General features: G+C 43.8%; 19 protein-coding genes. 11 read left to right on the top strand and 8 right to left on the bottom strand.

The window, feature by feature from the left end; genetic code table 11:
- Positions 1–88: 88 nt before the first annotated feature.
- The gene (gene gndA, locus ACRC53_RS02975) at positions 89–1,504 is read left to right on the top strand and encodes an NADP-dependent phosphogluconate dehydrogenase (protein WP_438642083.1); all 1,416 of its coding nucleotides are present in this window, start codon (positions 89–91) and stop codon (positions 1,502–1,504) included.
- 116 nt (positions 1,505–1,620) lie between these two features.
- Here the strand turns inward: gndA and serC are convergent, their stop codons facing one another.
- Positions 1,621–2,706 (bottom strand): 3-phosphoserine/phosphohydroxythreonine transaminase, encoded by a 1,086-nt coding sequence (gene serC, locus ACRC53_RS02970; protein WP_438642082.1) that lies wholly within the window; start codon positions 2,704–2,706, stop codon positions 1,621–1,623.
- 255 nt (positions 2,707–2,961) lie between these two features.
- Between serC and hdeA the strand changes: the two genes are divergently transcribed.
- Positions 2,962–3,384, top strand: a complete 423-nt coding sequence (gene hdeA / locus ACRC53_RS02965) for an acid-activated periplasmic chaperone HdeA (protein ID WP_438642081.1) — start codon at positions 2,962–2,964, stop codon at positions 3,382–3,384.
- A gap of 92 nt (positions 3,385–3,476) precedes the next feature.
- On the opposite strand, the gene gyrA is transcribed toward hdeA, so the two are convergent.
- Positions 3,477–6,140, bottom strand: coding sequence for a DNA topoisomerase (ATP-hydrolyzing) subunit A (gene gyrA / locus ACRC53_RS02960; RefSeq protein ID WP_438642080.1), 2,664 nt, complete (start codon positions 6,138–6,140; stop codon positions 3,477–3,479).
- Between the two features lie 286 nt (positions 6,141–6,426).
- Here gyrA and ubiG point away from each other — a divergent pair, with 286 nt between their 5' ends.
- The 4 genes from ubiG to yfaE all read left to right on the top strand — a co-directional run bounded on the left by ubiG (position 6,427) and on the right by yfaE (position 11,516).
- Positions 6,427–7,143 (top strand): bifunctional 2-polyprenyl-6-hydroxyphenol methylase/3-demethylubiquinol 3-O-methyltransferase UbiG, encoded by a 717-nt coding sequence (gene ubiG / locus ACRC53_RS02955; protein WP_438642079.1) that lies wholly within the window; start codon positions 6,427–6,429, stop codon positions 7,141–7,143.
- Between the two features lie 526 nt (positions 7,144–7,669).
- Complete coding sequence (gene nrdA, locus ACRC53_RS02950) at positions 7,670–9,952, top strand: class 1a ribonucleoside-diphosphate reductase subunit alpha (RefSeq protein WP_438642078.1); 2,283 nt, start codon at positions 7,670–7,672, stop codon at positions 9,950–9,952.
- Positions 9,953–10,105: 153 nt separating this feature from the next.
- Positions 10,106–11,236, top strand: coding sequence for a class Ia ribonucleoside-diphosphate reductase subunit beta (nrdB, locus tag ACRC53_RS02945; RefSeq protein WP_438642077.1), 1,131 nt, complete (start codon positions 10,106–10,108; stop codon positions 11,234–11,236).
- A gap of 58 nt (positions 11,237–11,294) precedes the next feature.
- Entirely contained in the window at positions 11,295–11,516 is a 222-nt protein-coding gene (yfaE, locus tag ACRC53_RS02940; protein WP_438642489.1) for a class I ribonucleotide reductase maintenance protein YfaE, read from the top strand.
- Positions 11,517–11,598: 82 nt separating this feature from the next.
- Here yfaE and ACRC53_RS02935 read toward each other — a convergent pair whose 3' ends face one another.
- Positions 11,599–12,846 carry a CinA family nicotinamide mononucleotide deamidase-related protein gene (locus ACRC53_RS02935; RefSeq protein WP_438642076.1) on the bottom strand — a complete coding sequence of 416 codons (1,248 nt, stop codon included), beginning with the start codon at positions 12,844–12,846 and terminating at the stop codon, positions 11,599–11,601.
- A gap of 452 nt (positions 12,847–13,298) precedes the next feature.
- On the opposite strand from ACRC53_RS02935, the gene tyrP (ACRC53_RS02930) reads away from it, so the two are divergent.
- Positions 13,299–14,519, top strand: coding sequence for a tyrosine transporter TyrP (tyrP, locus tag ACRC53_RS02930; RefSeq protein ID WP_438621874.1), 1,221 nt, complete (start codon positions 13,299–13,301; stop codon positions 14,517–14,519).
- Positions 14,520–14,635: 116 nt separating this feature from the next.
- Positions 14,636–15,844 (top strand): tyrosine transporter TyrP, encoded by a 1,209-nt coding sequence (tyrP, locus tag ACRC53_RS02925; RefSeq protein WP_438642075.1) that lies wholly within the window; start codon positions 14,636–14,638, stop codon positions 15,842–15,844.
- A gap of 127 nt (positions 15,845–15,971) precedes the next feature.
- Here tyrP (ACRC53_RS02925) and ACRC53_RS02920 read toward each other — a convergent pair whose 3' ends face one another.
- From ACRC53_RS02920 to ACRC53_RS02910, 3 genes are all read right to left on the bottom strand, one after another.
- Complete coding sequence (locus ACRC53_RS02920; protein ID WP_438642074.1) at positions 15,972–17,267, bottom strand: serine/threonine transporter; 1,296 nt, start codon at positions 17,265–17,267, stop codon at positions 15,972–15,974.
- 598 nt (positions 17,268–17,865) lie between these two features.
- The gene (locus ACRC53_RS02915) at positions 17,866–18,324 is read right to left on the bottom strand and encodes a GNAT family N-acetyltransferase (protein ID WP_438642073.1); all 459 of its coding nucleotides are present in this window, start codon (positions 18,322–18,324) and stop codon (positions 17,866–17,868) included.
- Positions 18,325–18,812: 488 nt separating this feature from the next.
- Positions 18,813–19,436, bottom strand: a complete 624-nt coding sequence (locus ACRC53_RS02910) for a TfoX/Sxy family DNA transformation protein (RefSeq protein ID WP_438642072.1) — start codon at positions 19,434–19,436, stop codon at positions 18,813–18,815.
- Between the two features lie 796 nt (positions 19,437–20,232).
- On the opposite strand from ACRC53_RS02910, the gene ompA reads away from it, so the two are divergent.
- Positions 20,233–21,294, top strand: a complete 1,062-nt coding sequence (gene ompA / locus ACRC53_RS02905) for a porin OmpA (protein WP_438642071.1) — start codon at positions 20,233–20,235, stop codon at positions 21,292–21,294.
- Between the two features lie 44 nt (positions 21,295–21,338).
- On the opposite strand, the gene matP is transcribed toward ompA, so the two are convergent.
- Positions 21,339–21,788 (bottom strand): macrodomain Ter protein MatP, encoded by a 450-nt coding sequence (matP, locus tag ACRC53_RS02900; RefSeq protein ID WP_438642070.1) that lies wholly within the window; start codon positions 21,786–21,788, stop codon positions 21,339–21,341.
- Positions 21,789–21,929: 141 nt separating this feature from the next.
- Between matP and ACRC53_RS02895 the strand changes: the two genes are divergently transcribed.
- Positions 21,930–23,693, top strand: a complete 1,764-nt coding sequence (locus ACRC53_RS02895) for an AAA family ATPase (RefSeq protein ID WP_438642069.1) — start codon at positions 21,930–21,932, stop codon at positions 23,691–23,693.
- A 70-nt stretch (positions 23,694–23,763) separates the two neighbouring features.
- Positions 23,764–24,282, top strand: a complete 519-nt coding sequence (gene fabA, locus ACRC53_RS02890) for a 3-hydroxyacyl-[acyl-carrier-protein] dehydratase FabA (protein WP_438642068.1) — start codon at positions 23,764–23,766, stop codon at positions 24,280–24,282.
- Positions 24,283–24,517: 235 nt separating this feature from the next.
- Here the strand turns inward: fabA and ACRC53_RS02885 are convergent, their stop codons facing one another.
- A complete protein-coding gene (locus tag ACRC53_RS02885; RefSeq protein WP_438642067.1) occupies positions 24,518–25,918 on the bottom strand; it encodes an MATE family efflux transporter in 1,401 nt (466 codons plus the stop codon).
- Positions 25,919–26,140 lie beyond the last annotated feature (222 nt).

Genomic DNA, 26,140 nt, shown 5'->3' with positions numbered 1-26,140 from the left:
GTCACGACTATCTCTTTGTGCTATTGATAAAATTATTAAATAAAGATTGTTTAACGAATTTTATACTGAATACAAGGCAACGCATAAGATGAATAAACAACAAGTTGGTGTGATCGGTATGGCAGTCATGGGCAGTAATCTTGCCCGTAATTTGGCAAGCCGCGGGTTCTCGGTGGCGATATTTAACCGATCTTTTTTACGTACGCAGGAAGTGATTGATTCACATCCTGAGGCGAGTTTAACTCCTTATCAGCACTTAGCAGATTTTGTTGCTAATATTGAAGCTCCACGCAAAATCATTCTGATGGTAAAAGCGGGTGAGCCCACGGATGATACGCTAACGGCATTAATTCCGTTACTCAGTATTGGTGATATTGTGGTCGACGGCGGTAATACCTATTTTCTTGATACCGAGCGACGTGCGGCAATGCTTGCCGAACACGGTATTAACTTTATCGGTACCGGTATTTCCGGCGGTGAAGAGGGTGCGCTGCGCGGGCCTTCTATTATGCCAAGTGGGGATAAAGAGGCTTATCAGCATATTGCGCCTATATTGGGTAAGATTGCCGCACAATATGAGGGTGAGCCTTGCGTTACCTATATCGGTACCGGCGGTGCTGGACACTATGTGAAGATGGTGCATAACGGCATTGAGTACGGTGATATGCAACTGATCACTGAGGCTTATGCACTGCTGAAATACGGGTTAAAGCTCTCAAATGATCAGATGGCCGATATCTTCCACGAGTGGAATCAGGGCGAACTAAACAGTTATCTGATTGAGATCACCGCCGATATTCTGCGTAAAAAAGACCCGTTAACCGGTGAGTATCTGCTGGATGTCATCCTTGATGCTGCAGGCAATAAAGGTACAGGTAAATGGACCAGTCAGAGCGCGCTGGATCTTGGTGTACCGTTGAGTCTGATCACTGAATCAGTTTTTGCCCGTTATTTATCGGCACTAAAAGAGCAACGTATTAAAGCCAGCCGTTTACTCTCTGGCCCTGTTGATCAACAGCTTAATGGCCATCCAAATGATTTAATTGAGCAAATTCGTCAAGGGCTGTATTTAAGTAAAATTATTTCATATGCACAAGGGTTTGCTCAGTTACAACAGGCTTCTGAAACATACCAGTGGAATTTACCGTTAGGCGAAATTGCCAAAATTTTTCGTGCAGGCTGTATTATCCGCGCCCAATTTTTGCAAAAAATTGCCGAAGCCTACCAACAGGGTGCTGTTCTCGATAACCTACTGATTGCGCCTTATTTCCAGCAAGCCGCCGACCGCTATCAGGCTTCACTGCGTAATATTACCGCACAGGCAATTCTACACGGTATTGCTGTGCCAACATTCTCTTCAGCCATTGCCTATTACGACAGCTACCGCAGTGCAGTATTACCGGCCAATCTGATTCAGGCCCAACGGGATTATTTTGGTGCGCATACTTATCAGCGCCTAGATCGGGAAGGTATTTACCACACCACTGACTGGCAAAAGCCTTGATATTACAACCGAATAATCCATAACGAAAAAGGCGCTTTATCCGCGCCTTTTTTACTTTTATTACCACTCAGATTTTGTCTCTATCTTTGCGATTTTATCGCTTTGCATGACACCCATTATGCATTGCGGTGGGCAAAGTCATCCATAAAGTTAACCAACGCCTGAACACCTTCAATTGGCATCGCGTTATAAATGGACGCTCGCATACCACCGACAATCCGATGGCCTTTTAGTGCATGCAAACCAGCCTCAAATGACTCCGCCAAAAACAGAGCATCCAACTCGGCCGATGGCAGTGTAAACGGTACGTTCATCCAAGAGCGGTTATCGGGATGCACATCATTTTGGTAGAAATCAGACCTATCAATGTAGCCGTACAGTAATTCGGCTTTCGCCTGATTGCGCTGCCCCATCGCCGCAATACCGCCATGTGCTTTCAGCCACTTAAAGACTAACCCTGACAAATACCATGCAAAAGTCGGTGGCGTATTGAACATCGAGTCATTCTCAAACAGTACACGATAACCCAGTACAGAAGGCAGCATGTTCTGAGCACGATCAAGCAAATCATCACGCACAATCACCAGCGTTAAACCGGAAGGGCCAATATTTTTCTGCGCTCCGGCATAAATGACCCCATAGCGGCTCACATCAATCGGGCGGGATAATAAGGTTGATGACATATCGGCTACCACGATTTTATCGCCAAAATCTGGCTGCTCACTAATCTCCAAGCCATCAATAGTTTCATTTGGGCAATAATGTACAAATGCAGCATCAGCTGACAGTGACCACTCGCGCATCGGTTTCACCGCGCGCAAGCCATCACGACGCTCGGTGATATCTAGCACATTGGGTATGCAATATTTTTTCGCTTCTTTGATGGCACTGTGCGCCCAGTAGCCGCCATCAACATAATCAGCGTGCGTAGCATCACCCAGTAGGTTCAATGGCACGGCGGCAAATTGTGCACGCGCCCCACCCTGACAAAACAACACTTTATAATTATCAGGAATAGCGAGCAGATCACGCAGATCTTGTTCCGCCTGATTTGCAACGGCCATAAACTGTTTACTGCGATGGCTGATCTCCATCACTGAGGTACCCAGATCATGCCAGTTAATTAACTCTTGCTGCGCTTGTTTTAGCACATCAGCCGGTAACATTGCGGGGCCTGCGCTGAAATTAAATACCTGTTGCATAATAAGAACCTGTCCTAATGTTAGCGTTAATTATCCATATCCCATGACGCGGTTTTATCACTGGTCAAATTTTCATGCAAATGCTTTACATCACAGCCGCTTTTTTTTTGATGTAAGATCTAACATAAGATCGATATTAAATTACATTTTTAAAACACCCTTTCAACTGATCTGCACTATATTTTTATGGCACTTCGCATCACCATGTTATTACCAGAAAATGCTTATCGGTTTTATATTGTTTAAGGAGCTACGATGAAACGTTCTGTATTGTTCGCTATCACTGCCCTGACACTCTCCACTTCTGCTGCTTTTGCTGCCGATACCCTAACCGATGCTGCGAGCACCGCTATCTCTTCTGTGCAAGATGCAGCAACCTCTGTTGCCGATGCTGCAAAATCCATGAAAGATAAAATGGTTCCTGAATCACCAAAAACACCGGTTGCACAGTGGACATGTGAGGATTTTCTTGCACTTGATGAGTCTTTCCGCCCAAATGCGGTCTATTTTGCCGAGGGGTTTAATCAAAAAGAGAAGCCCGAAGGCGCTACGCTTGATGTTGCCAGTGTAGAACAGGTCATTCCAATGGTCGTAGAAGCGTGTGGTAAAGATCCAAAGACACACTTTGTCAAACAAGTTGAACAAACCCAACACGCTCAACACAACAAAATGCCATAACTGACCCCGATACTCGCTGAAATAAAAAAAGGGATGTCGCACTAATGCGGCATCCCTTTTTATCGGTTTATATTCAAACAATCTTGAGGTATTTACTCAGCTGTTTGATCGCTATCTGTTGCTTGATTATCTGTGTCTTGAGTGCTCTCTTGTGCAAGGTCAGTGGTATTTGTATCACTGATTTCACTGTCAGTTGCGTCAAGATCAGTATCATCAAGATCTTCATCATCCGCATCAAGAATGCGCTGTAAACCAACAACATGTTCTTGTTCAGACGTGCGGATTAAGGTCACACCTTGGGTATTTCGACCCACAATGCTCACCTCTTTCACACGTGTACGAACCAGTGTTCCCGCATCGGTGATGATCATAATTTGATCACTTTCAGCCACCTGAACCGCGCCAACCACCAGACCATTACGCTCGCTGACTTTAATCGAGATAACACCCTGTGTTGCACGTGATTTAGTTGGGTATTCAGCCGACGCAGTACGCTTACCATAACCATTTGCGGTTACGGTTAAGATTTCGCCTTCGCCTTGCGGAATAATCAGTGAAACAACGTTATCACGCTCGCTCAGTTTGATACCACGAACACCCGTTGCTGTACGGCCCATAGGTCGCACCTGATCTTCAAGGAAGCGAACTACTTTACCTTCGGCAGAGAACAGCATCACTTCATTCTGACCGTCAGTCAGATCAACACCGATCAGGGTATCGTCATCATTGAGGTTCAGCGCAATGATACCGGCACTACGTGGGCGACTAAAATCAGTCAGTGGCGTTTTCTTCACTGTACCGTTTGCCGTTGCCATGAAGATGTATTTATCCTCTTCATATTCACGAACTGGCAAAATAGCAGTGATCCGCTCGTTCTCTTCTAATGGCAGCAAGTTCACAATCGGGCGACCACGCGCACCACGGCTGGCCAATGGCAACTGGTACACTTTCAGCCAGTACAAACGGCCACGGCTAGAGAAGCACAAGATAGTATCGTGGGTATTGGCCACCAGCAGACGTTCGATGAAATCTTCCTCTTTCATCTTGGTTGCTGATTTACCCTTACCACCACGACGCTGCGCTTCATACTCAGTCAGCGGCTGATATTTCACATACCCTTCGTGCGACAGCGTAACAACCACATCTTCCTGATTAATCAGATCTTCAATGTTGATGTCAGCACTGTTAGCAGTAATTTCAGTACGACGCTTATCACCAAACTGATCACGAATGCTGTTCAGCTCTTCGCAAATCACTTCCATCAGACGAGCAGGATTTTGCAGGATATACAGCAGTTCGGCGATCTGCGCGAGCAGTGCTTTGTACTCATCCAGCAGTTTTTCATGCTCAAGACCGGTCAGTTTGTGTAAACGCAGATCCAAAATAGCCTGTGCTTGTTGCTCGGTCAGGAAATATTGGTTATCACGAATACCAAACTGCGCTTCCAGCCAGTCAGGGCGAGCGGCATCAACGCCAGCCGCTTCCAACATCACTGAAACGTGGCCCAGATTCCAACCACGCGCAACCAGAGCCGCTTTCGCTTCTGCTGGTGTAGGCGTGCGACGGATCAGCTCAATAATCTCATCGATATTTGCCAGCGCAACGGCTAGACCTTCCAAGATATGTGCACGATCACGCGCTTTACGTAGCTCATACACCGTACGGCGTGTTACCACTTCACGGCGGTGCAGCACGAACGCTTCAAGCATATCTTTTAAGTTCAGCAGCTTTGGCTGACCTTGACTCAGTGCCACCATGTTGATACCAAACGTGGTTTGCAACTGGGTTTGTGAGTACAGATTATTCAGTACCACTTCACCGACTGCATCACGCTTGATCTCAATGACAATACGCATACCGTCTTTATCAGACTCGTCACGCAGTGCACTGATACCTTCAACTTTTTTATCTTTTACCAGCTCGGCAATTTTCTCAATCAGCCGCGCTTTGTTCACCTGATACGGAATTTCGTGAACAATAATTGTTTCACGGCCGGTTTTCTCATCGGCTTCCACATCGGCACGTGCACGCATGTACACTTTACCGCGACCGGTACGGTAAGCATCTTCAATACCCTTACGGCCATTGATAATTGCCGCCGTCGGGAAATCAGGGCCCGGAATGTGTACCATCAACTCATCAATGGTAATTTCTGGGTTTTCAATATACGCCAGACAACCGTCGATCACTTCTGTGAGGTTGTGTGGGGGAATATTGGTCGCCATACCTACGGCAATCCCCGATGAACCATTCACCAGCAGGTTCGGGATTTTCGTTGGCAGCACAGCAGGAATTTGCTCGCTACCGTCGTAGTTAGGCACGTAGTCAACGGTTTCTTTATCCAGATCAGCCAGTAATTCATGGGCAATCTTAGACATACGGACTTCGGTATAACGCATTGCAGCGGCAGAGTCGCCGTCAATCGAACCAAAGTTACCCTGACCGTCAACCAACATATAGCGCAGGGAAAATGGCTGCGCCATACGCACAATAGTGTCATAAACAGCACTATCACCATGCGGGTGATATTTACCGATTACATCACCGACCACACGGGCCGATTTCTTATAAGGTTTGTTCCAGTCATTACCGAGTACGCTCATTGCGTACAACACACGGCGGTGAACCGGCTTAAGGCCGTCACGCACATCTGGTAAGGCTCGTCCGACAATCACGGACATTGCATAGTCCAGATAGGAGCTTTTCAGCTCTTCTTCGATATTGACCGGCGTGATTTCTTTGGCTAGGTCGCTCATGGCGCCACATTCCCTCAGCTAATTGTCGTCTGACCGGATGAAAAAGGTGTAAGACTATACCACAAAAGCAAACTTTACGCCCAGTGTATAAAAAACAAGACACGCGTATTCCTGCTGCAAAATGGCCACGAGAACAGCCAGAGCAATCAAGCTATCTCTATTTATGTTAATAAGTGTGCTCATCAAAACAGGTAAATACGAGCAATCTACCCATAGTCGATATTTATCTGCAGTAGATCAGGTATAATTGTCATAATAATAGTGTATGAAGGGATGCGTTTTATCCATGCAAAACAATCGTAATGTTGATGATCACGAAATCGCCAAATTTGAAGCCGTTGCCTCAACATGGTGGGATCTCGAAGGTGAATTTAAGCCGTTACACCGCATTAATCCGCTGCGTCTTAGCTATATTCTTGATGCCACTGAAGGTGTTTTTGGCAAAAAAGTGCTCGATGTAGGGTGTGGTGGCGGTATTTTGTCAGAAAGTTTGGCACGGGAAGGCGCACACGTTACTGGTCTGGATATGGGCGCAGAGCCGCTGCAAATAGCACGCCTGCATGCGCTAGAAAGCGGTGTTGATGTCAACTACATACAACAAACGGTTGAAGAGCATGCTGATCAGCATGCCGGTCAATATGACATTGTCACCTGCATGGAGATGCTAGAGCATGTGCCTGATCCTGAGTCAATTGTTCGCGCTTGTGCACGCTTGGTCAAACCAAACGGTCATGTCTTTTTTTCCACTCTAAACCGCAATCCAAAATCATTTCTATTGGCGATAGTCGGCGCAGAATACCTGTTACGCATGGTGCCCAAGGGTACACATAACTTCAAAAAATTCATCCGCCCATCAGAGTTGCTGCACTGGATTGATGCTACCCCGCTGCGCGAACAAGACATTATAGGGATTACGTTTAACCCCTTACTCAATCAGTTCTCACTGCGCAAAGATATCGATGTTAATTATATGATCCACACTCGTTGTGACGATCTTGCATGATCTTTTGGCTACGGCGATAACGATAATATTGTCTGTTTCGTCGTAGTCAGAACCGTATCAACCACGATGATCCTGTTATAGCAAAATTTGATCTGCTGCATGTTTATCCGGTTTGCATAAAAGCTGTGCGAATGGCTTCAGATCAAAAAAAAATTTTTCTAGCGAGATAATTTTAATAAAAAAGCCTTGCATTTTGAAGAGGCGAAATACGCTGTTTATGTCAAAGTAAGTGACTACTCACAACACCAAGATTCAACACAGTTATCCACAAGATTACAATTTTTTGTACACTTGCATCTGTGATAATACCTCACTATCTTGTTATCTAATTCCTGTAGATACCCCATATGTTGTGTTGCATGCTTATTCTACTCTGTCAAGTACAGAGCGCGATAGCATGCATTTTTGTGCGTATCCGATCATCGCGTTCACGCACTTTTAAACCGTGTTGCCCCGTACAACACGGTAGGTATAGCGCGTTCGGTATTATCTACTTTTTATATTACATTGGCTGAATAAAAGAACTATGACTCAATCTCTGCTAGTAACTAAACGTGACGGACGCGAAGAGCGCATTGATCTGGATAAGATCCACCGGGTCATTACATGGGCGGCTGAAGGTCTTAACAATGTGTCGGTTTCGCAGGTTGAATTACGTTCGCACATTCAGTTTTACAATGGGATCAAAACCGAAAACATCCACGAGACCATCATCAAAGCAGCAGCAGATCTGATCTCGCGTGAATCCCCAGATTATCAATATCTGGCTGCGCGTTTGGCTATTTTCCATCTGCGTAAAAAAGCCTATGGTCAGTTTGAGCCGCCGGCACTGTACACCCATGTCAAAAACATGGTGGAGTTAGGTAAATACGACGCTGAACTGCTGGAAAATTACAGCGAAGAAGAGTTTTCGCTGATGGATGAGTTTTTGGATCACTGGCGTGATATGAACTTCTCGTATGCTGCAGTAAAGCAGTTAGAGGGGAAATATCTGGTACAAAACCGTGTCAGCGGCAAAATTTATGAGAGTGCTCAATTTCTGTACATCTTGGTTGCAGCCTGTCTGTTTGCGAACTACCCACGTGAAACGCGTCTTGACTATATCCGCCGTTTCTATGATGCGATCTCAACATTTAAGATCTCACTGCCAACACCGATTATGTCTGGTGTACGCACCCCAACCCGCCAGTTCAGCTCATGTGTGTTGATCGAGTGTGGTGACAGCCTTGACTCTATCAACGCCACATCCAGCGCCATTGTTAAATATGTCTCACAGCGTGCAGGCATCGGCATTAATGCCGGCCGTATTCGTGCTCTGGGCAGCGAGATTCGTGGCGGGGAAGCATTCCACACCGGTTGTATTCCTTTTTATAAGCACTTCCAAAGTGCGGTGAAATCGTGCTCACAAGGCGGCGTACGCGGTGGTGCAGCAACACTGTTCTACCCGTTATGGCATCTAGAAGTAGAAGACTTGCTGGTACTGAAAAATAACCGCGGTGTCGAAGAGAACCGTGTTCGCCATATGGATTACGGCGTACAAATCAACAAGCTGATGTATCAGCGTCTGATTAAAGGCGGCAACATTACCCTGTTCAGCCCATCAGATGTACCAGGTTTATATGATGCATTCTTTATGGATCAGAACAAATTCGAACAGCTGTATATCCAATATGAGCAAGACAGCAGTATCCGTAAAAAGAGTGTTAAAGCTCTGGACTTGTTCTCATTGATGATGCAAGAGCGTGCGTCTACCGGCCGGATTTATATCCAAAATGTTGATCACTGCAACACGCACAGTCCGTTTGATTCACATGTGGCTCCGATTCGTCAGTCAAACTTGTGTCTGGAAATTGCCTTGCCAACCAAGCCGATGAATGATGTGAACGATGAGCAGGGTGAAATTGCACTTTGTACATTGTCTGCATTCAATCTCGGGGCTATCAATAACCTTGATGAGCTTGAAGAGCTGGCTGATTTGGCTGTTCGTGCACTCGACTCACTGCTTGATTACCAAGACTACCCAATTCCAGCTGCGCAACGGGGTTCAATGGGCCGCCGTACTCTGGGTATTGGTGTCATTAACTATGCCTACTATTTAGCGAAAAACGGCGTACGTTACTCTGATGGCAGCGCCAATGATCTGACTCACCGCACCTTTGAAGCGGTTCAATACTTCCTGCTAAAAGCATCGAATAAGCTGGCAAAAGAGCAAGGCGCTTGCCCGTGGTTTAATGAAACCACCTATTCACAGGGCATTTTACCGATTGATACCTATAAAAAAGATCTGGATCTGCTGACTAAAGAGCCGTTGCACTATGACTGGGAAACGCTGCGCCACGAGATTAAAACTCACGGTTTGCGTAACTCTACCCTGTCGGCACTGATGCCATCAGAAACGTCATCACAAATATCGAACGCAACCAACGGTATTGAACCGCCGCGTGGTCATATCAGTGTGAAGGCTTCGAAAGACGGGATCTTAAAGCAAGTTGTGCCTGAATATGATGAACTGCAAAATGCCTACGAGCTGCTGTGGGATATTCCTAACAATGATGGTTACTTGCATATTGTTGGGATAATCCAGAAGTTTATCGATCAGTCGATTTCTGCAAATACTAACTACGATCCGGCACGCTTCCCAGGTCAAAAAGTACCCATGAAGCAACTGCTAAAAGATCTGCTGACCGCTTACAAATACGGTGTTAAGACACTGTATTACCAAAACACCCGTGATGGTGCTGACGATCTGCAAGATGATGTTGCACCTACGGCTATTGATGATTGTGAAAGTGGTGCGTGCAAAATCTAATAGCATGATCAAAGCTTAAACGAAAAGGATCACCTTATTACTGAGGTGATCCTTTTTATTTTTCAATTACCAAAACGTATTTTTTTGTACTGAAAACACGTAGCACGCTATACTCTGCAGCTCTGTTTTCTTTCAGAACAAAGGTAACGTTTCATGGCTTACACCACGTTCAGTCAACATAAAAATAATCAATTATTAGAACCGATGTTCTTCGGCCAACCCGTTAACGTGGCTCGTTATGATCAGCAAAAACATGAAATTTTTGAGCGCCTGATCGAAAAACAGCTCTCTTTCTTCTGGCGACCAGAAGAGGTTGATGTCTCTCGTGACAGAATTGACTATCAATCACTGCCAGAGCATGAAAAACACATATTTATCAGTAACTTAAAATACCAGACGCTGCTCGACTCTATTCAAGGGCGCAGCCCGAACGTAGCATTGCTACCACTCGTTTCTATCCCAGAACTTGAAACGTGGATTGAAACGTGGTCATTTTCCGAAACCATTCATTCGCGCTCATATACCCACATTATCCGCAATATCATGAAAGACCCTGCGGTGGTGTTTGATGATATCGTGGTCAATGAAGAGATTAAAAAGCGTGCTACCGATATTTCAGGCTATTACGATAAACTGATCCATGACAGTAATCTGTATCACCTACTCGGTGAAGGCACACATACGATCAATGGTACAACCCACACGATCAGCCTGCGGGAGCTGAAAAAGACGCTGTATCTGTGTCTGATGAGCGTCAATGCGCTCGAAGCGGTACGCTTTTATGTCAGTTTTGCCTGTTCGTTTGCGTTTGCTGAACGTGAACTGATGGAAGGCAACGCCAAGATCATTAAGATGATTGCACGTGATGAAGCACTGCACTTAACCGGCACACAGCACATCATCAATTTAATGCGTACAGGGCGTGATGATCCTGAAATGGCGGAGATTGCAACAGAGTGTGAAGCCGCTTGTTTTAATCTATTTTTAGAAGCGGCAGAACAAGAGAAAAATTGGGCTGAGTATCTGTTTAAAGATGGTTCTATGATTGGCCTGAATAAAGATATTTTGTGCCAATATGTTGAATATATCACCAATATTCGTATGCAAGCGGTGGGCCTGATTATGCCATTCCCAGCGCGCTCAAACCCGATTCCGTGGATTAACAGCTGGCTGGTCTCTGACAACGTACAAGTTGCGCCACAAGAGGTAGAAGTGAGCTCGTATCTGGTTGGTCAAATTGACGCTGAAGTTAATCAAGCAGATTTAGACGATTTTGAGCTCTAAACGCTATTTTCGGATCGCCTTGCATGATCCGAACTCAGTTTCTGTTTCGCCTGCGGTCATTGAGTATCGCGGGCAACAAAGTCTGCTTGAAACACTAGAGCAAGCGCAATATTATCCTGAATTTCAATGTCGTTCAGGGTTTTGTGGTGCATGTCGTTCTCGTTTACTTAGTGGGCGAGTTACTTATTCTCAAGTACCTCTAGCATTTATTGCTACTGATGAAATTTTGCTCTGTTGTTGCGTGCCTGTCTCTGATATTGAAATTGAGTACTCACGCTAATTATTTTAGTGACTTTACCGACTACAATATCCATATCTTTATCACTGTTTATCTCTCTTTTCATGTGGTTTTTATATTGCCCTTATTTAGGGATCACCACCGTTTCAAGAGACTCAATCCACTCATAATGGCCAAAAATATCACGCGACTCTAAATAGCGGCGCAACATATCAAGCAGTAATGTTGTTACAATAACTCGCTGCTCAGCTGCGTGGCGTACATTTAATTTAACCCGTTGGCCAAACTCATTACGACTATCGGCTAATGCTACGGCCACTTCAATATGGTTATCAACCAGTAAAATCCGCGAGGTAGATAACCCCAAATCAGCTCCGGTTCGCTCCCGACTCGCCTCTGCCATAGCAATAGCATGCCCGAGCAGTTTTTGGTTATCTGGCAAGCGCTGATCTGTCTGGCCAATCACCCACCCCTGACGCAGAGCCAGTGCAGTTCGCTGATCATCTTGCAATGTGGCAGCCACTAACCCACCGGTAAAGGTTTCAGAAAGAGACAATGTTATTTTACTCAGTGCTAAAAAATCACCCAACTGTTCAGGTAATGATCCGCTGCCCGAAAAAACAATATTATCTTCCAAAATATCCGCAATCTGATTCATCAATTTAAGCAAATCACTGTGCAGTTCAGCAGGCCCTGACACTTTAATTTCAATAAACGGCAATGCCGAACGGTAGCCTATCACTACACCAGTAGGAACATTTAGTATGGCAAGGCGATCTGCAATACCGCTTTCCGTTAAACCAAATGAGGTGATACGTAGACAAATAGGCGCGGCAGGCAATGTAAAACGCTGTTGAATCAGCGGAATAATTTGCTGATCAATCATCGCCTTAAACTCAAATGGCACGCCAGGGGTAAAAAAGAGTAAACAGCCATTGAGCTTAAACATAAACCCGCACGCCGTACCAACAGGGTTATCAATAATCTCGGCATATTCAGGCAATAGTGCTTGTTTGCTGTTCGATTCAGGCATCACTTTTCCTGACGCAGCATAACGTTGTTGCAATGTATCTAACCACACCAAATTGACCACTAACCGCTGGTTCAGTGCATATGCGGCAGCCTCGGCAGAGAGATCATCACTGGTTGGCCCTAAACCCCCGTTCACTATAATGATATCAGCTTGCATGCTGCGATCTGTAAAACAGCGAACTAAGCTCTCAAGGTTATCGCCTGCCGTTGCCCGATAAGTCAGCGGAACGCCACTTTGAGATAACCGTTGCGCCAGCCATGCTGCATTAGTGTCGACTATCTCACCCTGTAGCACTTCATCTCCGGTGCTGATCATCTCAACGCGCAATGCTTTACTCATGTGGGTCTCCTTGATGTGATGCAGACGACCCGCCTCGCCTGAACTCTACACTATGCATACATCTTAACCATTTAATAAAAAAGAGAAAATTCCGTTTTGCTATTTGTTGGATCAAAAACGAAGTCTGCCATATTTTCATACAGTTTCCAGCCCACATTACAGGAGGAAACCAGCAAAGTGTAATTTAAAAATTACACTTATTTTGAATATATCTCCATTTATCACACTGATTATGCTCGAAACACCAAGGGTGTAATTAAAAGTTTACATTGCAAACAGAGTTTGACAGCCATGGGCTTATTATTTAATCTGCAGAATATTCATTCGTTTATTTGATAAATAATCAGATTAAATAATCAAACATTGTTAACTGTTGGTTAAATACAGCAGACGCTGAATGTATTATTGGATTTTATACTCGCGGTTATGTTTATAGGCAGAGGGAGTCATCAGTGAAAAGCCGAGTTTTAGGTAGTATTTTGATTGTGGCAGGCATCACGATAGGTGCAGGAATGTTAGCAATGCCACTGGCTTCTGCGGGAATCGGTTTTTTACCCACCCTAGCAATGATGATTGGATTATGGGCATTAATGAGCTATAGCGCGCTGATGCTGGTTGAAGTGCATTTATCTGCACCAGAAGAGCCGGCTCTCAGCGCTCTGGCAGAACGCTATCTAGGCAAACCCGGCCGCTGGTTAATCAGTTTTAGCATGTTATTTCTGATGTATGCACTGACTGCCGCCTATATTACCGGTGGCGGTAGCCAACTGGTTCACAATATAAACAGCTGGTTTGGCTGGGCCCTAACCCCGACACAAGGCACGCTACTGTTTACTGTATTGTTGGGTGGCGCTGTGTGTGTCAGCACACGTTTTGTAGATTCCTGCAATCGTGTGTTATTCAGCATTAAGCTGATTGCACTAGCACTGGTTTTATTGCTCCTGATCCCCCATGTTGAAGCACAAAACCTGACCGCAATGCCCGTTCAGAATATGCTACTACTCTCTGCTTTACCGGTATTTTTCACCTCATTTGGTTTTCATATCTGTACAACCAGTTTAGTGCGCTACCTAGAAGGTGATGCGGCAAAATTACGCTTTGTTTTTCTTACCGGTAGTGCCATTCCACTGGTAATCTATATTCTCTGGCAACTCGCCACTCATGGTGCAATCAGTCAGCAGGCATTCACCCATATTATTGATGTCAACCCAACCCTGTCAGGGCTGATGGAAACGGTTGATTCGGTAGTTCAAAACCCGCGCGTTGATCTGGCCGTCCGTATTTTTGCCGACATGGCACTTGCTACCTCATTTTTAGGCGTTTCACTGGCACTGTTTGATTTTCTGGCCGATGCCTGCCGCCGCAGTAATCAGGCATCAGGGCGCATGCAAACAGGGCTGTTGACCTTTATCCCCCCAGTATTGTTCGCATTATTCTACCCGCAAGGCTTTATTTTAGCTCTTGGCTATGCGGCTATTCCGTTGGCGATACTGGCACTGTTGTTACCTGCTGCAATGGTCAGAAAAGCCAGACAACAAGCACAGCAAAAACCCTATGCCTATCAGGTTATGGGAGGAACTGCCGGATTAGCACTGGTTGCAGTACTTGGGCTTTTTGTTATTGCAGTGCAGATAGCCTCAGCGTCAGGCTTGTTACCTACTGTTGCCGGTTAATAACTTGCTGATAAATAAAATATAAAATTAATGCCGGAAGAAAAAGAGGTCGCAAAGTGAAAAACCGTTTTATAGGAAGCGTTCTGATTGTTGCCGGAACGACAATAGGTGCAGGAATGCTGGCCATGCCACTGGCCTCTGCCGGAATTGGCTTTACTGCCACCTTGATAATGATGTTAGGTTTGTGGGCTCTCACCTGCTACAGCGCATTAATGCTGCTAGAAGTTCACCAGCATGCTGCACCTGATGCAGGGTTAGGCTCATTAGCAGAACAGTGCTTTGGGACGGCTGGCCGCTGGATTGCCAGCAGCAGTATGGCATTTTTAATGTATGCGCTAATCGCCGCGTATATCACCGGAGGTGGCGGCCAGTTATCGAACAATCTCAAGCTTTGGCTGCACTGGGATTTCAGCCCACTGCAAGGTACTTTGTTGTTTACAGCTCTGCTTGGCGGTGCGGTATGTATCAGTACACGGGCTGTTGATGCACTAAACCGTGTGCTGTTTACCGTGAAAGTTATTGCGCTCATTCTGATGCTGTTCCTCATGTTACCACACGTAGAAGGAACAAATTTATTGGCAATGCCACTGGAGCAAGGGCTAATTTTATCGGCTATTCCGGTAATTTTTACCTCATTTGGTTTTCATGGCAGTATTCCTAGCCTCGTACGCTATCTCAATGGTGACACCAAAAAGCTAAAATTTGTGCTGATACTGGGCAGTGCTATTCCATTATTTGCCTATATTTTGTGGCAACTTGCTACACATGGTGCTATCAACCAAGCACAAATGACCTCTATTTTAGCTGAGAACCCAAGTTTAGCCGGTTTAATGCATGCTGTAGATAACGTAGTTGCCAACCCAAAAGTCGATGCTGCGGTGCGCATTTTCGCTGATATGGCATTAGCCACCTCATTTTTGGGTGTGACGCTTGGCATGTTTGACTTTCTGGCAGACGCATTCCGCCGCAGTGACAATGCATCAGGTCGCTTACAAACAGGCTTAATCACTTTTATCCCTCCGCTTATCTTTGCACTTTTCTATCCGCAGGGATTTGTGATGGCACTCGGCTATGCCGCCATTGCACTGGCTATTCTGGCCTTGTTACTGCCTGCTGCTATGGTGTGGAAAATGCGCCGTCACTCAGGCGATACTTCCTCAAGCCGTAGCCTAAAACCAAGCCACCAAATCTACACATATGGTTTAAACAGCTATAAAGTGAGCGGAGGCATTATCGGAATTTTCGTTGTGTTCGCTTCAGGCATTGCCATTATTGCTATTCAAATTGCCGGATCATTCGGGCTATTACCGGGCGTTGTTGGTTAACCGCTCATTTCTATGATTGTTCACATTATTGATAGCCTCGCAATAACAAGCATAAAAAAGGCGCTGAAAAATCAGCGCCTTTTTTTTTTATAAACAGCCTATTTTTTCAATAACGCTGTTTTACCTATTAATGAGACAGCGTATAGAAAATAGCTGAAATTGCGATACAACCAATCAAAGTCACAAAAATATTGCTTGGTGAACCCGCATACTTTTTCATCGCCGGTACTTTACGTACTGCATACATTGGCATGATGAATAACAGTAACGCAATAACCGGGCCACCCAGCATCTCAATAATATGCAGAATGCTTGGGTTCAATGTTGCAATACCCCAGGTAGTTAGCAGAATAAAAATAGCAGTAATACGGTTCAACGTTGTGGTTTGTACCGTTTTACCTTTTCTGCGTGCCGCTTTCAGTACCAGACCATTCAAACCTTCACGCGTGCCTAAATAGTGCCCCAAGAAAGATTTAGTTATCGCCACAAACGCGATCATCGGTGCTAAATAAGCAATAACAGGATTGTTAAACTTGTTGGCTAAAAAAGATAAAATTGAGATATTATCTGCTTTTGCCTGTGCCAGTTCAGCCGGAGATAAGCTCAATACACAACTGAACACAAAGAACATCACAGTGATCACCATCATGATGTGGCTCATCAGCAAAATGCGTGAGCTTTTCTTATCTGCCAGTGCGCCGTATTGCTGCTTTTGCTCTACCGCAAATGAAGAGATAATCGGAGAGTGATTAAAAGAGAACACCATCACCGGAATAACTAACCACAATGTTTTTGCAATATTCATCACACCATCACCGCCAGCAGGCACGTAATGGAAAATAGAGGTGTTCCACTCAGGGATCAGGTACAAAGACATAAATACTAATACTGCCACAAACGGGAATACCAGCACGCTCATCGCTTTCACGATCAGCTTCTCACCACAACCGACAATCGCCATTAAACCAACAATCAGCACTAGAGACAAAATTGCACGCGGTGGCGGCGTCATCTGCAACTGATTTATCATAAAGCTCTCGACCGTATTGGTGATCGCCACACTGTAAACCAGCAAAATGGGGTAAATCGCAAAGAAGTATAAAAATGTGATCAAATAACCGGCTTTTGAACCAAAGTGCTCTTCTACCACTTCAGTAATATCATCACCTTGTTGACCTGAGCCTGATAGCACAAAACGGCATAATGCACGATGCGCAAAAAATGTCATCGGCAATGCCAAAATGGTCATAACCAACAAAGGCCAGATACCACCGATACCTGCTTCAATAGGCAAAAATAGTGTGCCTGCACCGACTGCCGTACCATATAAACCAAGCATCCATGTAATGTCAGTTTTATTCCACTTCATTAATGCTTTTGTATTGCCAGCGTTTAATGGCTGTTTTACTGCTGTGTTATCCATAGGATTATCTTCAAATAATTAATATAAAAACTCTCTGTATAACCATATCAATCATCAGGTTGAAACGATTCAATTCAATGGCTAACAGCAAGATGGTCTACTAAAAAATGCATGCAACTATCCTCTGCTAAAAATGTTAAAGCAGTCAGAAAGAAACCATCCATTGGAATATGCTCAGAAATGAGACTTAAATTGCAGACGATGATGTGTTCCGATCATCGTAGAATAGGCAAATAAACACATGAAAATAATGTTTACCAAGATGTTACTGATGGCGGATTAATTTTTAATATATGCCACCTAAACATCGAGTACCTTACTCGCAGCTTCAGTATAAAAAGAAGCTATCTACTTGATAAACAATATAGTATCTACCCTCAAACATCTTATGTTTTCATAAGTCTTTAGTGATATGTAACCTATTGCTATGCAAGCAAGTGAGTTTCATTATAGCGATTCACATCAATTGGTCGAGCCCTAAATCACGATTTTTATATGGCTTTATGTAATTTATAAAGCCACAAAGAGATCTAGATCACAGCTCGATACAACGCACGCACACAAACGGAGCAGATTTGTAATCTATCATCAAACACTATTATGCCAACCGGTTCATACCAATATGAGGGATGCTATCTTCCAAATACACCTCTCCTGCTGCAATGAAACCATGTTGTTGATAATAAGCTTGCAGATGTGCTTGTGCACTCAGGTGTATAGCACGGTTTGGCCAGTATTGTGTACAAAGCGCCACGCCTTGTGCAATGAGTTGATGCCCCAAACCCTGACCACGGTATAACTTTCCTGTTATTACACGGCCAATTACAGGCATAACAGGATCAACAATACCCGGCCCCATCGCTCGCAGGTAAGCAACTAACTCATTATTTTGATAACCAAGTAAATGGTACGTGTCCGGATATAGATCTTTTCCATCCAAATCTTGATAAGCACACGCTTGCTCAACAATGAATGTCTCTGCTCGTAACTGTAATAATTGATATAAGGCGACATTATCTAACTGCTCAAATGTACAACTACGCCACACTAACGACATCAACCACTCCTTCAACGCTCACCGATAGGTGTAAAATGTACACCATAAGATAAACCACATATTGTAGTGCTACCGAATAACAGTAATTACGTTAAACCACATGTCAACGCATTACCATAAGTAGTATAAGTATAAAGGTATAATGTAATGAATCAGAACTATATCGCAGTATAAAAATACACCAGTATAGAAATTGAAGGTATAAAATGCAGAGGGTGTTCCAAAATGCAAACACCGATAACAAGCAGATAATGTGAAAAAAACCGTAAATCAATATGTAATCTGAGTAAATTGTAAACTCAAAAATCCCTTTAAAAGATCAGTAACTCACGCCTGATACGTATACAAACAAAGCATATGGGCGATAACAAATAAAACCGCCTCACCGTGAAGTAGTAAACCCCTTCACGGTGAGGCGGCTTTTTATTAGCCAAATACTTTCTATTGTAAAGACTCTCTATAATGTAGAAAGAGTCTACCTTATCTTATTAGTTATATTTAAAGGCATAAGCTTCACGTAATGAAGCTGCAATTTGATCTTTAATCACAGGTGAGAGTGCCGCTGCATGACATCCCTCTAATGCTCCGGCTAATGCCCACAGCAATTTATCGGTGACATCACTACACTGTGCTTTTACCTTTACATAAGCGGCTACTGCACCAAGAGCCTGTAATTCGCTAATAGAGCCAATACCGGCTTTACGTAACAAACGTTCTGTTGATAACCCCATATTAGGCAAATCTTTTAAACGTTTTGCTTCTCCTCCCTTTTTCTCTTGTTTGTCACTGCGAGCACCAATGAGTGCTTGATTTGCCATAACAATCAATTGATCAAGGTTATCCCACATGACTTGCTCAACTTTATAATACCGTAGCATCACTGGACGGCCACGTTTAGTATAAACAAAGGGGCTCATCCCTCGGGCGATAAAACGTGCTTCTAATCCATTGCAAGCACGCAAATAAAGATGGTCTTCAGATACAACAGCAAACATTACATCACCTTGATACAAACCAAACCCGCCAAACATAGAGCGAGATTTAACTTCACCAAAGTGAGCCGAAAAAATTTCACACGCTTTTTTAATAAGGTCTTTATCCACAGCGTTCATTTTGCCTCCATGTTGCTTGTTTTATCAGATAAACAAGCTCTCCCTATGCGAATGAGATAATGCATACCAATTTATAAAATATTACAAACTTCAGAGGTTAGTAACATAAGTATGAAACTATCGCTATCTTCGCGATTCCACCAACAATAAGCAATACCACCAGTCACATTTTTGACGCAAGACCGACTAAATGTTTTAAATAAGCAGTGATTATTGGGTCAAGACATATTAGCAAATATGAAACAAAACACGTAAAAACTAAAATATCTCCCTTCGATATGCGAAACTAATCGCGTTTATCATGTAATAAAAAGTTTATAACTTAGTCATTCATTTTTAATAACACTCTGTATTTTATGTTTCGACAGCAAGTTTGACACTTTGATACTTTCGAATAAATTAACGATGAAAACATAACCACTAAGATGAGAAAAACATCCGCTATGACTCCATAAGCCACCCTATTTATCATTTTTTCTTGTATCTAATTATTTTCATTAGGTTAATTTTTTATATTAAAAAATAACCACCTTGTTTTTTTTCCAATTAAAATCAAATAGATACAAAACAAGGAAAATCAGCTGTATTTTTTTTAGCCTAAACAGTTTGCGAACTTAATCACGTTAGTCTTGTATCTTTCAAAAGTCTCGGTAGACTTATTGTCAAGAATGGAACATTTGTGTGGCAATCTTATGCCACCGTCTAGACGATGGAATGTTCATTCAAAAATGACGTAAGGCCTTTGAGCCTTACGCAATTATTTATGCCTTTCATTGATGATAACGAGGCGCAAGACATGAAAAAGACTGCAATTGCACTGGCTCTGGCTGGTATGGCATTCGCTGCTTCAACTCAAGCAGCTCCACAAGAAGGTACTTGGTACACTGGTGCTAAACTAGGCTGGTCTAACTACTTCAGCACTGAAAAGAACCAAGATTTCTTCGGTTCAGACAACGTTCTTAGCCGTTCTACTCATTTCAGCAAGAACTCTCTGGCTGGTGGTGTATTTGGTGGTTACCAAGTAAACCCATGGTTCGCAGTTGAAATGGGCTACGACTACCTGAACAACATGCGTTCTGGTAGCGGCAAAATGAATGGCCAAGGCATTCAACTGAGCGGTAAGTTTAGCTACCCAGTAATGCAAGATCTGGACCTGTATACTCGTATCGGTGCTATGGGCTACCGTGCTGACATGAAAGGCAGCGACAACAGCCAATTCAACCGTCACGAAACTGGTGTTCGTGCGTTGGCAGCAGTAGGTGCTGAATACGCATTCAACCAAAACTGGGCTGGTCGTTTGGAATACCAATACACCAACAAGTTGGGTAACTCTAACCAAATCGGTACTAGCGCAGACAACGGTATGTTGAGCATGGGCGTTTCTTACCGTTTCGGTCAAGAAGCTGCTGAAGCGCCAATTCCAGTTCCAGTAGCAGCACCAGAAGTTGAAACTAAGCGTTTCACTCTGACTTCTGACGTTCTGTTTAACTTCAACAAAGCAACACTGAAGCCAGCAGGCGAGCAAGCTCTGCAGAAGATGTACAGCGAAATTAGCAACATGGGTCTGAAAGACCAAACTGCTGTTGTTATCGGTTACACTGACCGCCTAGGTTCTGACGCTTATAACGATAAGCTGTCTCAAGACCGTGCTCAGTCAGTAGCTTCTTACCTGGAAACTCTGGGTGCTCCAGCTAACATGCTGTCTGTTGAAGGCCGTGGTAAAGCTGATCCAGTAACTGGTACTAAGTGTGACGGCATCAAGAACCGTAGCTCTCTGATCTCTTGCCTGGCTCCAGACCGCCGCGTAGAAATCGAAGTTCAAGGTGTTAAAGAGCAACCTGTTGCAGCTCAACAGTAATTTTGCTTACCTTTGAATAAGTATAAACCCCGCAATTGCGGGGTTTATTTTTTTAGTAACTCAGCTAAATCACTACGTGCTGCAATAATCTTATTTTCGTAACGATTTTTGCTTATAGACTCTTCAAGCAAATAAGTAATTGTACTTGATAGTGTCATACCTAAAGATGTTGCTCGCTGCGATAATTTTTCCCATACCAGATATTCAAGGTCGATCGACTTTTTTCGGGTGTACTCTTTTTCTGCATTAAAATAGCGTTTGCGTGTTGCACGCACTACCTGCTTTAACTTCGTTTCATAAGCAACATGTAAATGTTCACTGATCCAAGTATTGATCTGCTCAGGCTGATACTCAATTTGTAATAAGAGTTCGTATAACGCATTAATTTCACTCTGTTCTGCGTAGCATGTCACATTCTCCCCTGCGCGCATTTTTTTTACCAAATATGCCCATTTCCAGCCACTCTCTAAATTTTCAAGTTGCTGATATTTCATCTTTAAATCCTCAATGAGAGGTGTATTCTTCACGATACGCAATGATAACAAAAGCAAACACAGTCTGCTTATACTCTCTGGCAGTTACGGGCGCTAAATTTGTTATAATCCTATATCTTATTCACTATGCAGTATACGAACTTGACTAAACACGAACTTGAATGGCAGCAACTTTTGCCTGATACCCAACAATATGAGTCATTGTTTGCTCTTTCAAATGAGCAATCACCGCATAGTTTTTTAGATATGCAACCAAGACTTGCCGATACGCTTGATCGCTTTTGTCGGATCACACATCAGCCCTCATTTTTGTTAGTTAAAGGCAAAGAAAATCAGCGTTATCTTTCGTTGATAGCAGAAGCCGTGAGCGAACGCCTTCCTCCGCTAGAGGAAGTCACCGGAGTCAGCTACCGTTTTGATAACAAAACCAACAAAATGCTGATGACTCCCGCCATTCATACTCATGATAATTTTGCCGCAAAAACAGTTTGTGCCTTTGATGAGTGGCTAAGTTGGGATCAACTGTTTGGCTGTGTACGTGAACGTGGGGAAAATATCACCGTTGAACCTGGTTTAATTCATCAGGCAAACGGGGGGGTTTTGGTTCTACCGTTACGTACATTGTTAGTACAACCTGCATATTGGTTTCAATTACGCAAAACGCTACTGAGTAAAACGTTTCACTGGTGTTCACCAGATGAGTCTAAATCACTTCCTGTTGCAATGCCGCCTATGCCTCTCGATATTCGAGTGATTTTACTTGGTGATCGCTTCAGTTTAGCGGAGTTTGGCGAACTTGAGCCTGATCTTGATACACTCTCTATGTACACAGAAATTGAAGATAATATTGCTATTACAGATGAAACAGCCCTTTCATCATGGATAGGCTATGTTAATCGGACATGTAATGATCTCAATTTGCCAACACTCACTTCAACTGCTTGGCCTGTGCTATTTCATGCAGGTTCACGTGAAGTTGATGATCAAATGCGTTTACCGCTCTGCCCATTATGGCTAGAAAACTCACTGGTAGAAGCTGCTATTGAGTCTGATGATGAGCCGATAACTGATGAGCACTTAAGTCGTGCTATTCATGCTCGTAAAGACCGCGCTAATTACCTGCCTGAAAGAGCCATGGATGATATTCATCGTGGACAGGTGTTTATTGACACAGAGGGCGAGCAAATTGGTCAGGTCAACGGCTTGTCTGTGCTTGAGTACCCAGGCCATCCGTTTGCCTTTGGTGAACCTTCACGTATTAGCTGCGTTGTGCATCTGGGCGATGGTGATATTGCTGACGTTGAGCGTAAAGTCGAGCTTGGTGGGAATATTCATGCGAAGGGTATGCTTATTATGCAAGCATACTTATCATCTGAGCTGGCCTTAGAGCAACAATTGCCTTTTTCAGCGTCATTAGTCTTTGAACAATCCTACGGTGAGGTTGATGGTGATAGTGCCTCATTAGCTGAATTATGTGCGCTAGTCAGTGCATTATCTCTTAAGCCCGTTAGCCAATCTATTGCTATTACCGGTGCTGTTGATCAGTTTGGTCGGGTGCAAGCTGTTGGCGGTATCAACGAAAAAATTGAAGGTTTTTTTGCTGTTTGTGAAAAACGTGGCTTAACCGGTGAACAAGGTATTATTTTGCCCGAAAGTAACTTGCGTCATCTGTGTCTTTCTGATGAAGTTGTTGATGCAGTAAAAGAGGGAGCATTTCATCTGTATGCCGTAGAACACGCATCTGAGGCATTATCACTGTTAACGGGTGTACCGTTTGACACTGAAGATGAAGAGAAAGAGTCGTTACTGAATCTTATCCAATTGCGGATAGACCAAGTAAATTTACCACCATTAAGGCCGTTACCGTTCTTTTTACGCTGGCTCAACTGGTTTAACCACAGCTGATCGGACTTGTTCAGCGTACAAGTGTTAGCTAAGTTAGAGGCAGAATTTACTGACAAACAAAATGAATGCCATGCTTATGAAACGCTTTTCGTACTCAAAGGAAGATTTACTGGCCTCTAGCCGTGGTGAGTTGTTTGGTGAAACAGGTCCACAATTGCCAGCACCCAATATGCTGATGATGGATCGTATCGTCAATGTCTCTGAAACGGGTGGTCATTTTGGTAAGGGCTATATCGAAGCTGAACTCGATATTCAACCTGATCTGTGGTTTTTTGCCTGCCACTTTCCAGGCGACCCTGTTATGCCAGGTTGTCTTGGTCTTGATGCTATGTGGCAATTAGTCGGATTTTTCCTCGGCTGGAGTGGTGGTGAAGGTAAAGGCCGTGCACTCGGTGTGGGTGAAGTAAAATTTACTGGCCAAGTTCTGCCGACTGCGAAAAAAGTGGTTTACCGTATTCATCTTAAGCGTCTGATTAACCGTAAGCTAATTATGGGGTTAGCAGATGGTGAGGTTGAGGTTGATGGCCGCGTTATCTATACAGCTACTGATTTGAAAGTTGGCTTGTTTAAAGACACCTCAGGTTTCTAATTAATATCTCTATAGAAAATTGGTTATTGTATGGTTATTATCGGTTGAGCAAAGCGATACCATCAATAAGTGTTACGGTATAAGCAACATGCTCAACGCACAACATAGCAGCATCGTCGAAAATACAATAATCTGCAACTGCAGGATAAAACACCAAAATAATCTGTTTATTTTGGTGTTTATTGTATATCTAATTAGCGTTATAACCGTACAATAATATTAAAGCTTTTAGAAACTATGCTGCCTCTACAGACTTTTGTACTATATTTTTCATCCATACTCGGCTACGAACGCGATAATAACAACCGACAATTTTCACAGCCTCTTCGGTAAAGATAGCTAAGTAAACCCATTGCATTCCGACATCTGTATAAAATGCGAGAAACGCAACTAACGGGATACCAATAAACCATTGGGCTATAACATCCTGATAAAAACAGAATTTAATGTCTCCCCCTGCACGCAATACACCAATAATCATCAGCATTGGAATACTTTTGAGCAGTACTGCGATAGAGAGCATCACATAAAAACTGGATGCTAATTCCAGTGTTGGCCCTTTTAATCCACTGAACAAACTCAATATTGGTGCTTTTATAAGCAGCATGGCAATAGCCACTATCACGGCACTGGCCATACAAAAAGCATTAGCAAGCCATGCCTGACGATAGGCCAGCTCAAAGCGGTTTGCACCAAGTTGATTACCAATCACTACCGCAGCGCCTGTAGCAATACCGTTTAATAGTGCTAGACATAATGACTCTAACGGAGCCATTACTGTCAGTGCTGCCAAGGCTTGTGTACTAATATGACCAAAAATGGCGTTATACATAAATACGCCACCAGACCATACCACCATATTCCCAATCAGTGGAATGGCGAGTCTTAATAGGCGAATGACTTCAAGGCGATTTAAACTTTCAATAAAATCTTGCCCACTAAATGCTAATAAGTGATTACGCCAATATAGCCATATCGTGAGAGCGGCAACCTCAATCAGCGCACTGAGCAGTGTACCCCATGCAGCACCTACGATACCGAGTGCCGGAAAGCCCCACTTCCCAAAAATAAGTATGTAGTTAAACAATACATTCAGGCTGATACCAAAAGCACTAAACAGGGTGCTCGTCGTAGCCTGATGCATAGAGCGTAAGCCCGCAGCAAAACTCGCGCCGACAGCGGTAAGCAGCATGTTTCCAGCAGTGATCTCCATAAACGAAGCGCCAAGGGCAATCACTTCTGGAGAGTTTGAAGCCAGCCCCATAACATGCTCGGGTAAAAACAAAAATACACCCGCACCCAATAAACCGACAACGCCAGTAATGAGCATAGTTAGCGCGACAGTGCGTTTCATTCCACCGTTATCACCGGCTCCCCAATACTGGGCCAGCAGCATACTGCCACCAGTGCAAACACCGATTACCAGCAGTGTAGTCACAAAAATGGCACGGCCAGCAACACCGATCGCGGCAACATCGGCTTCCCCCAGTTGCCCCAGCATGACAATATCTACCAAGCTGCGTGAAGAGAACAGCACCACTTGCAGGGCTACCGGTACGGCAACAGTTAATAACTGGCGGAAAAACGCCATATTTGTGGCTGCGATATGTATATTTGACTGCCGAGCCTGTGACATAACCACTCCAAATACAAAACCGGTAAACAGGAAAAAGAGCGTAAAAACCACGTTTCCGGTAAGACATCTAAAAACAATGTCTAGTGTAAAGGAGCAGTAAAAAAGTGTTATCTGCTTATCCGTGACACTGATGGCAAATTTACGTTCAAAAACTGAGAAGGTTACAAAGTGCTGTTTTATTCAGCAATATTTGGTGAGGATTATCGTATTTGGTTATGAGTA

Origin of the sequence: Plesiomonas sp. (genome assembly GCF_051652165.1) — a bacterium.
Lineage (GTDB): Bacteria > Pseudomonadota > Gammaproteobacteria > Enterobacterales > CAMTGL01 > Plesiomonas.
This window is presented reverse-complemented; position numbering and strand designations above follow the sequence as displayed.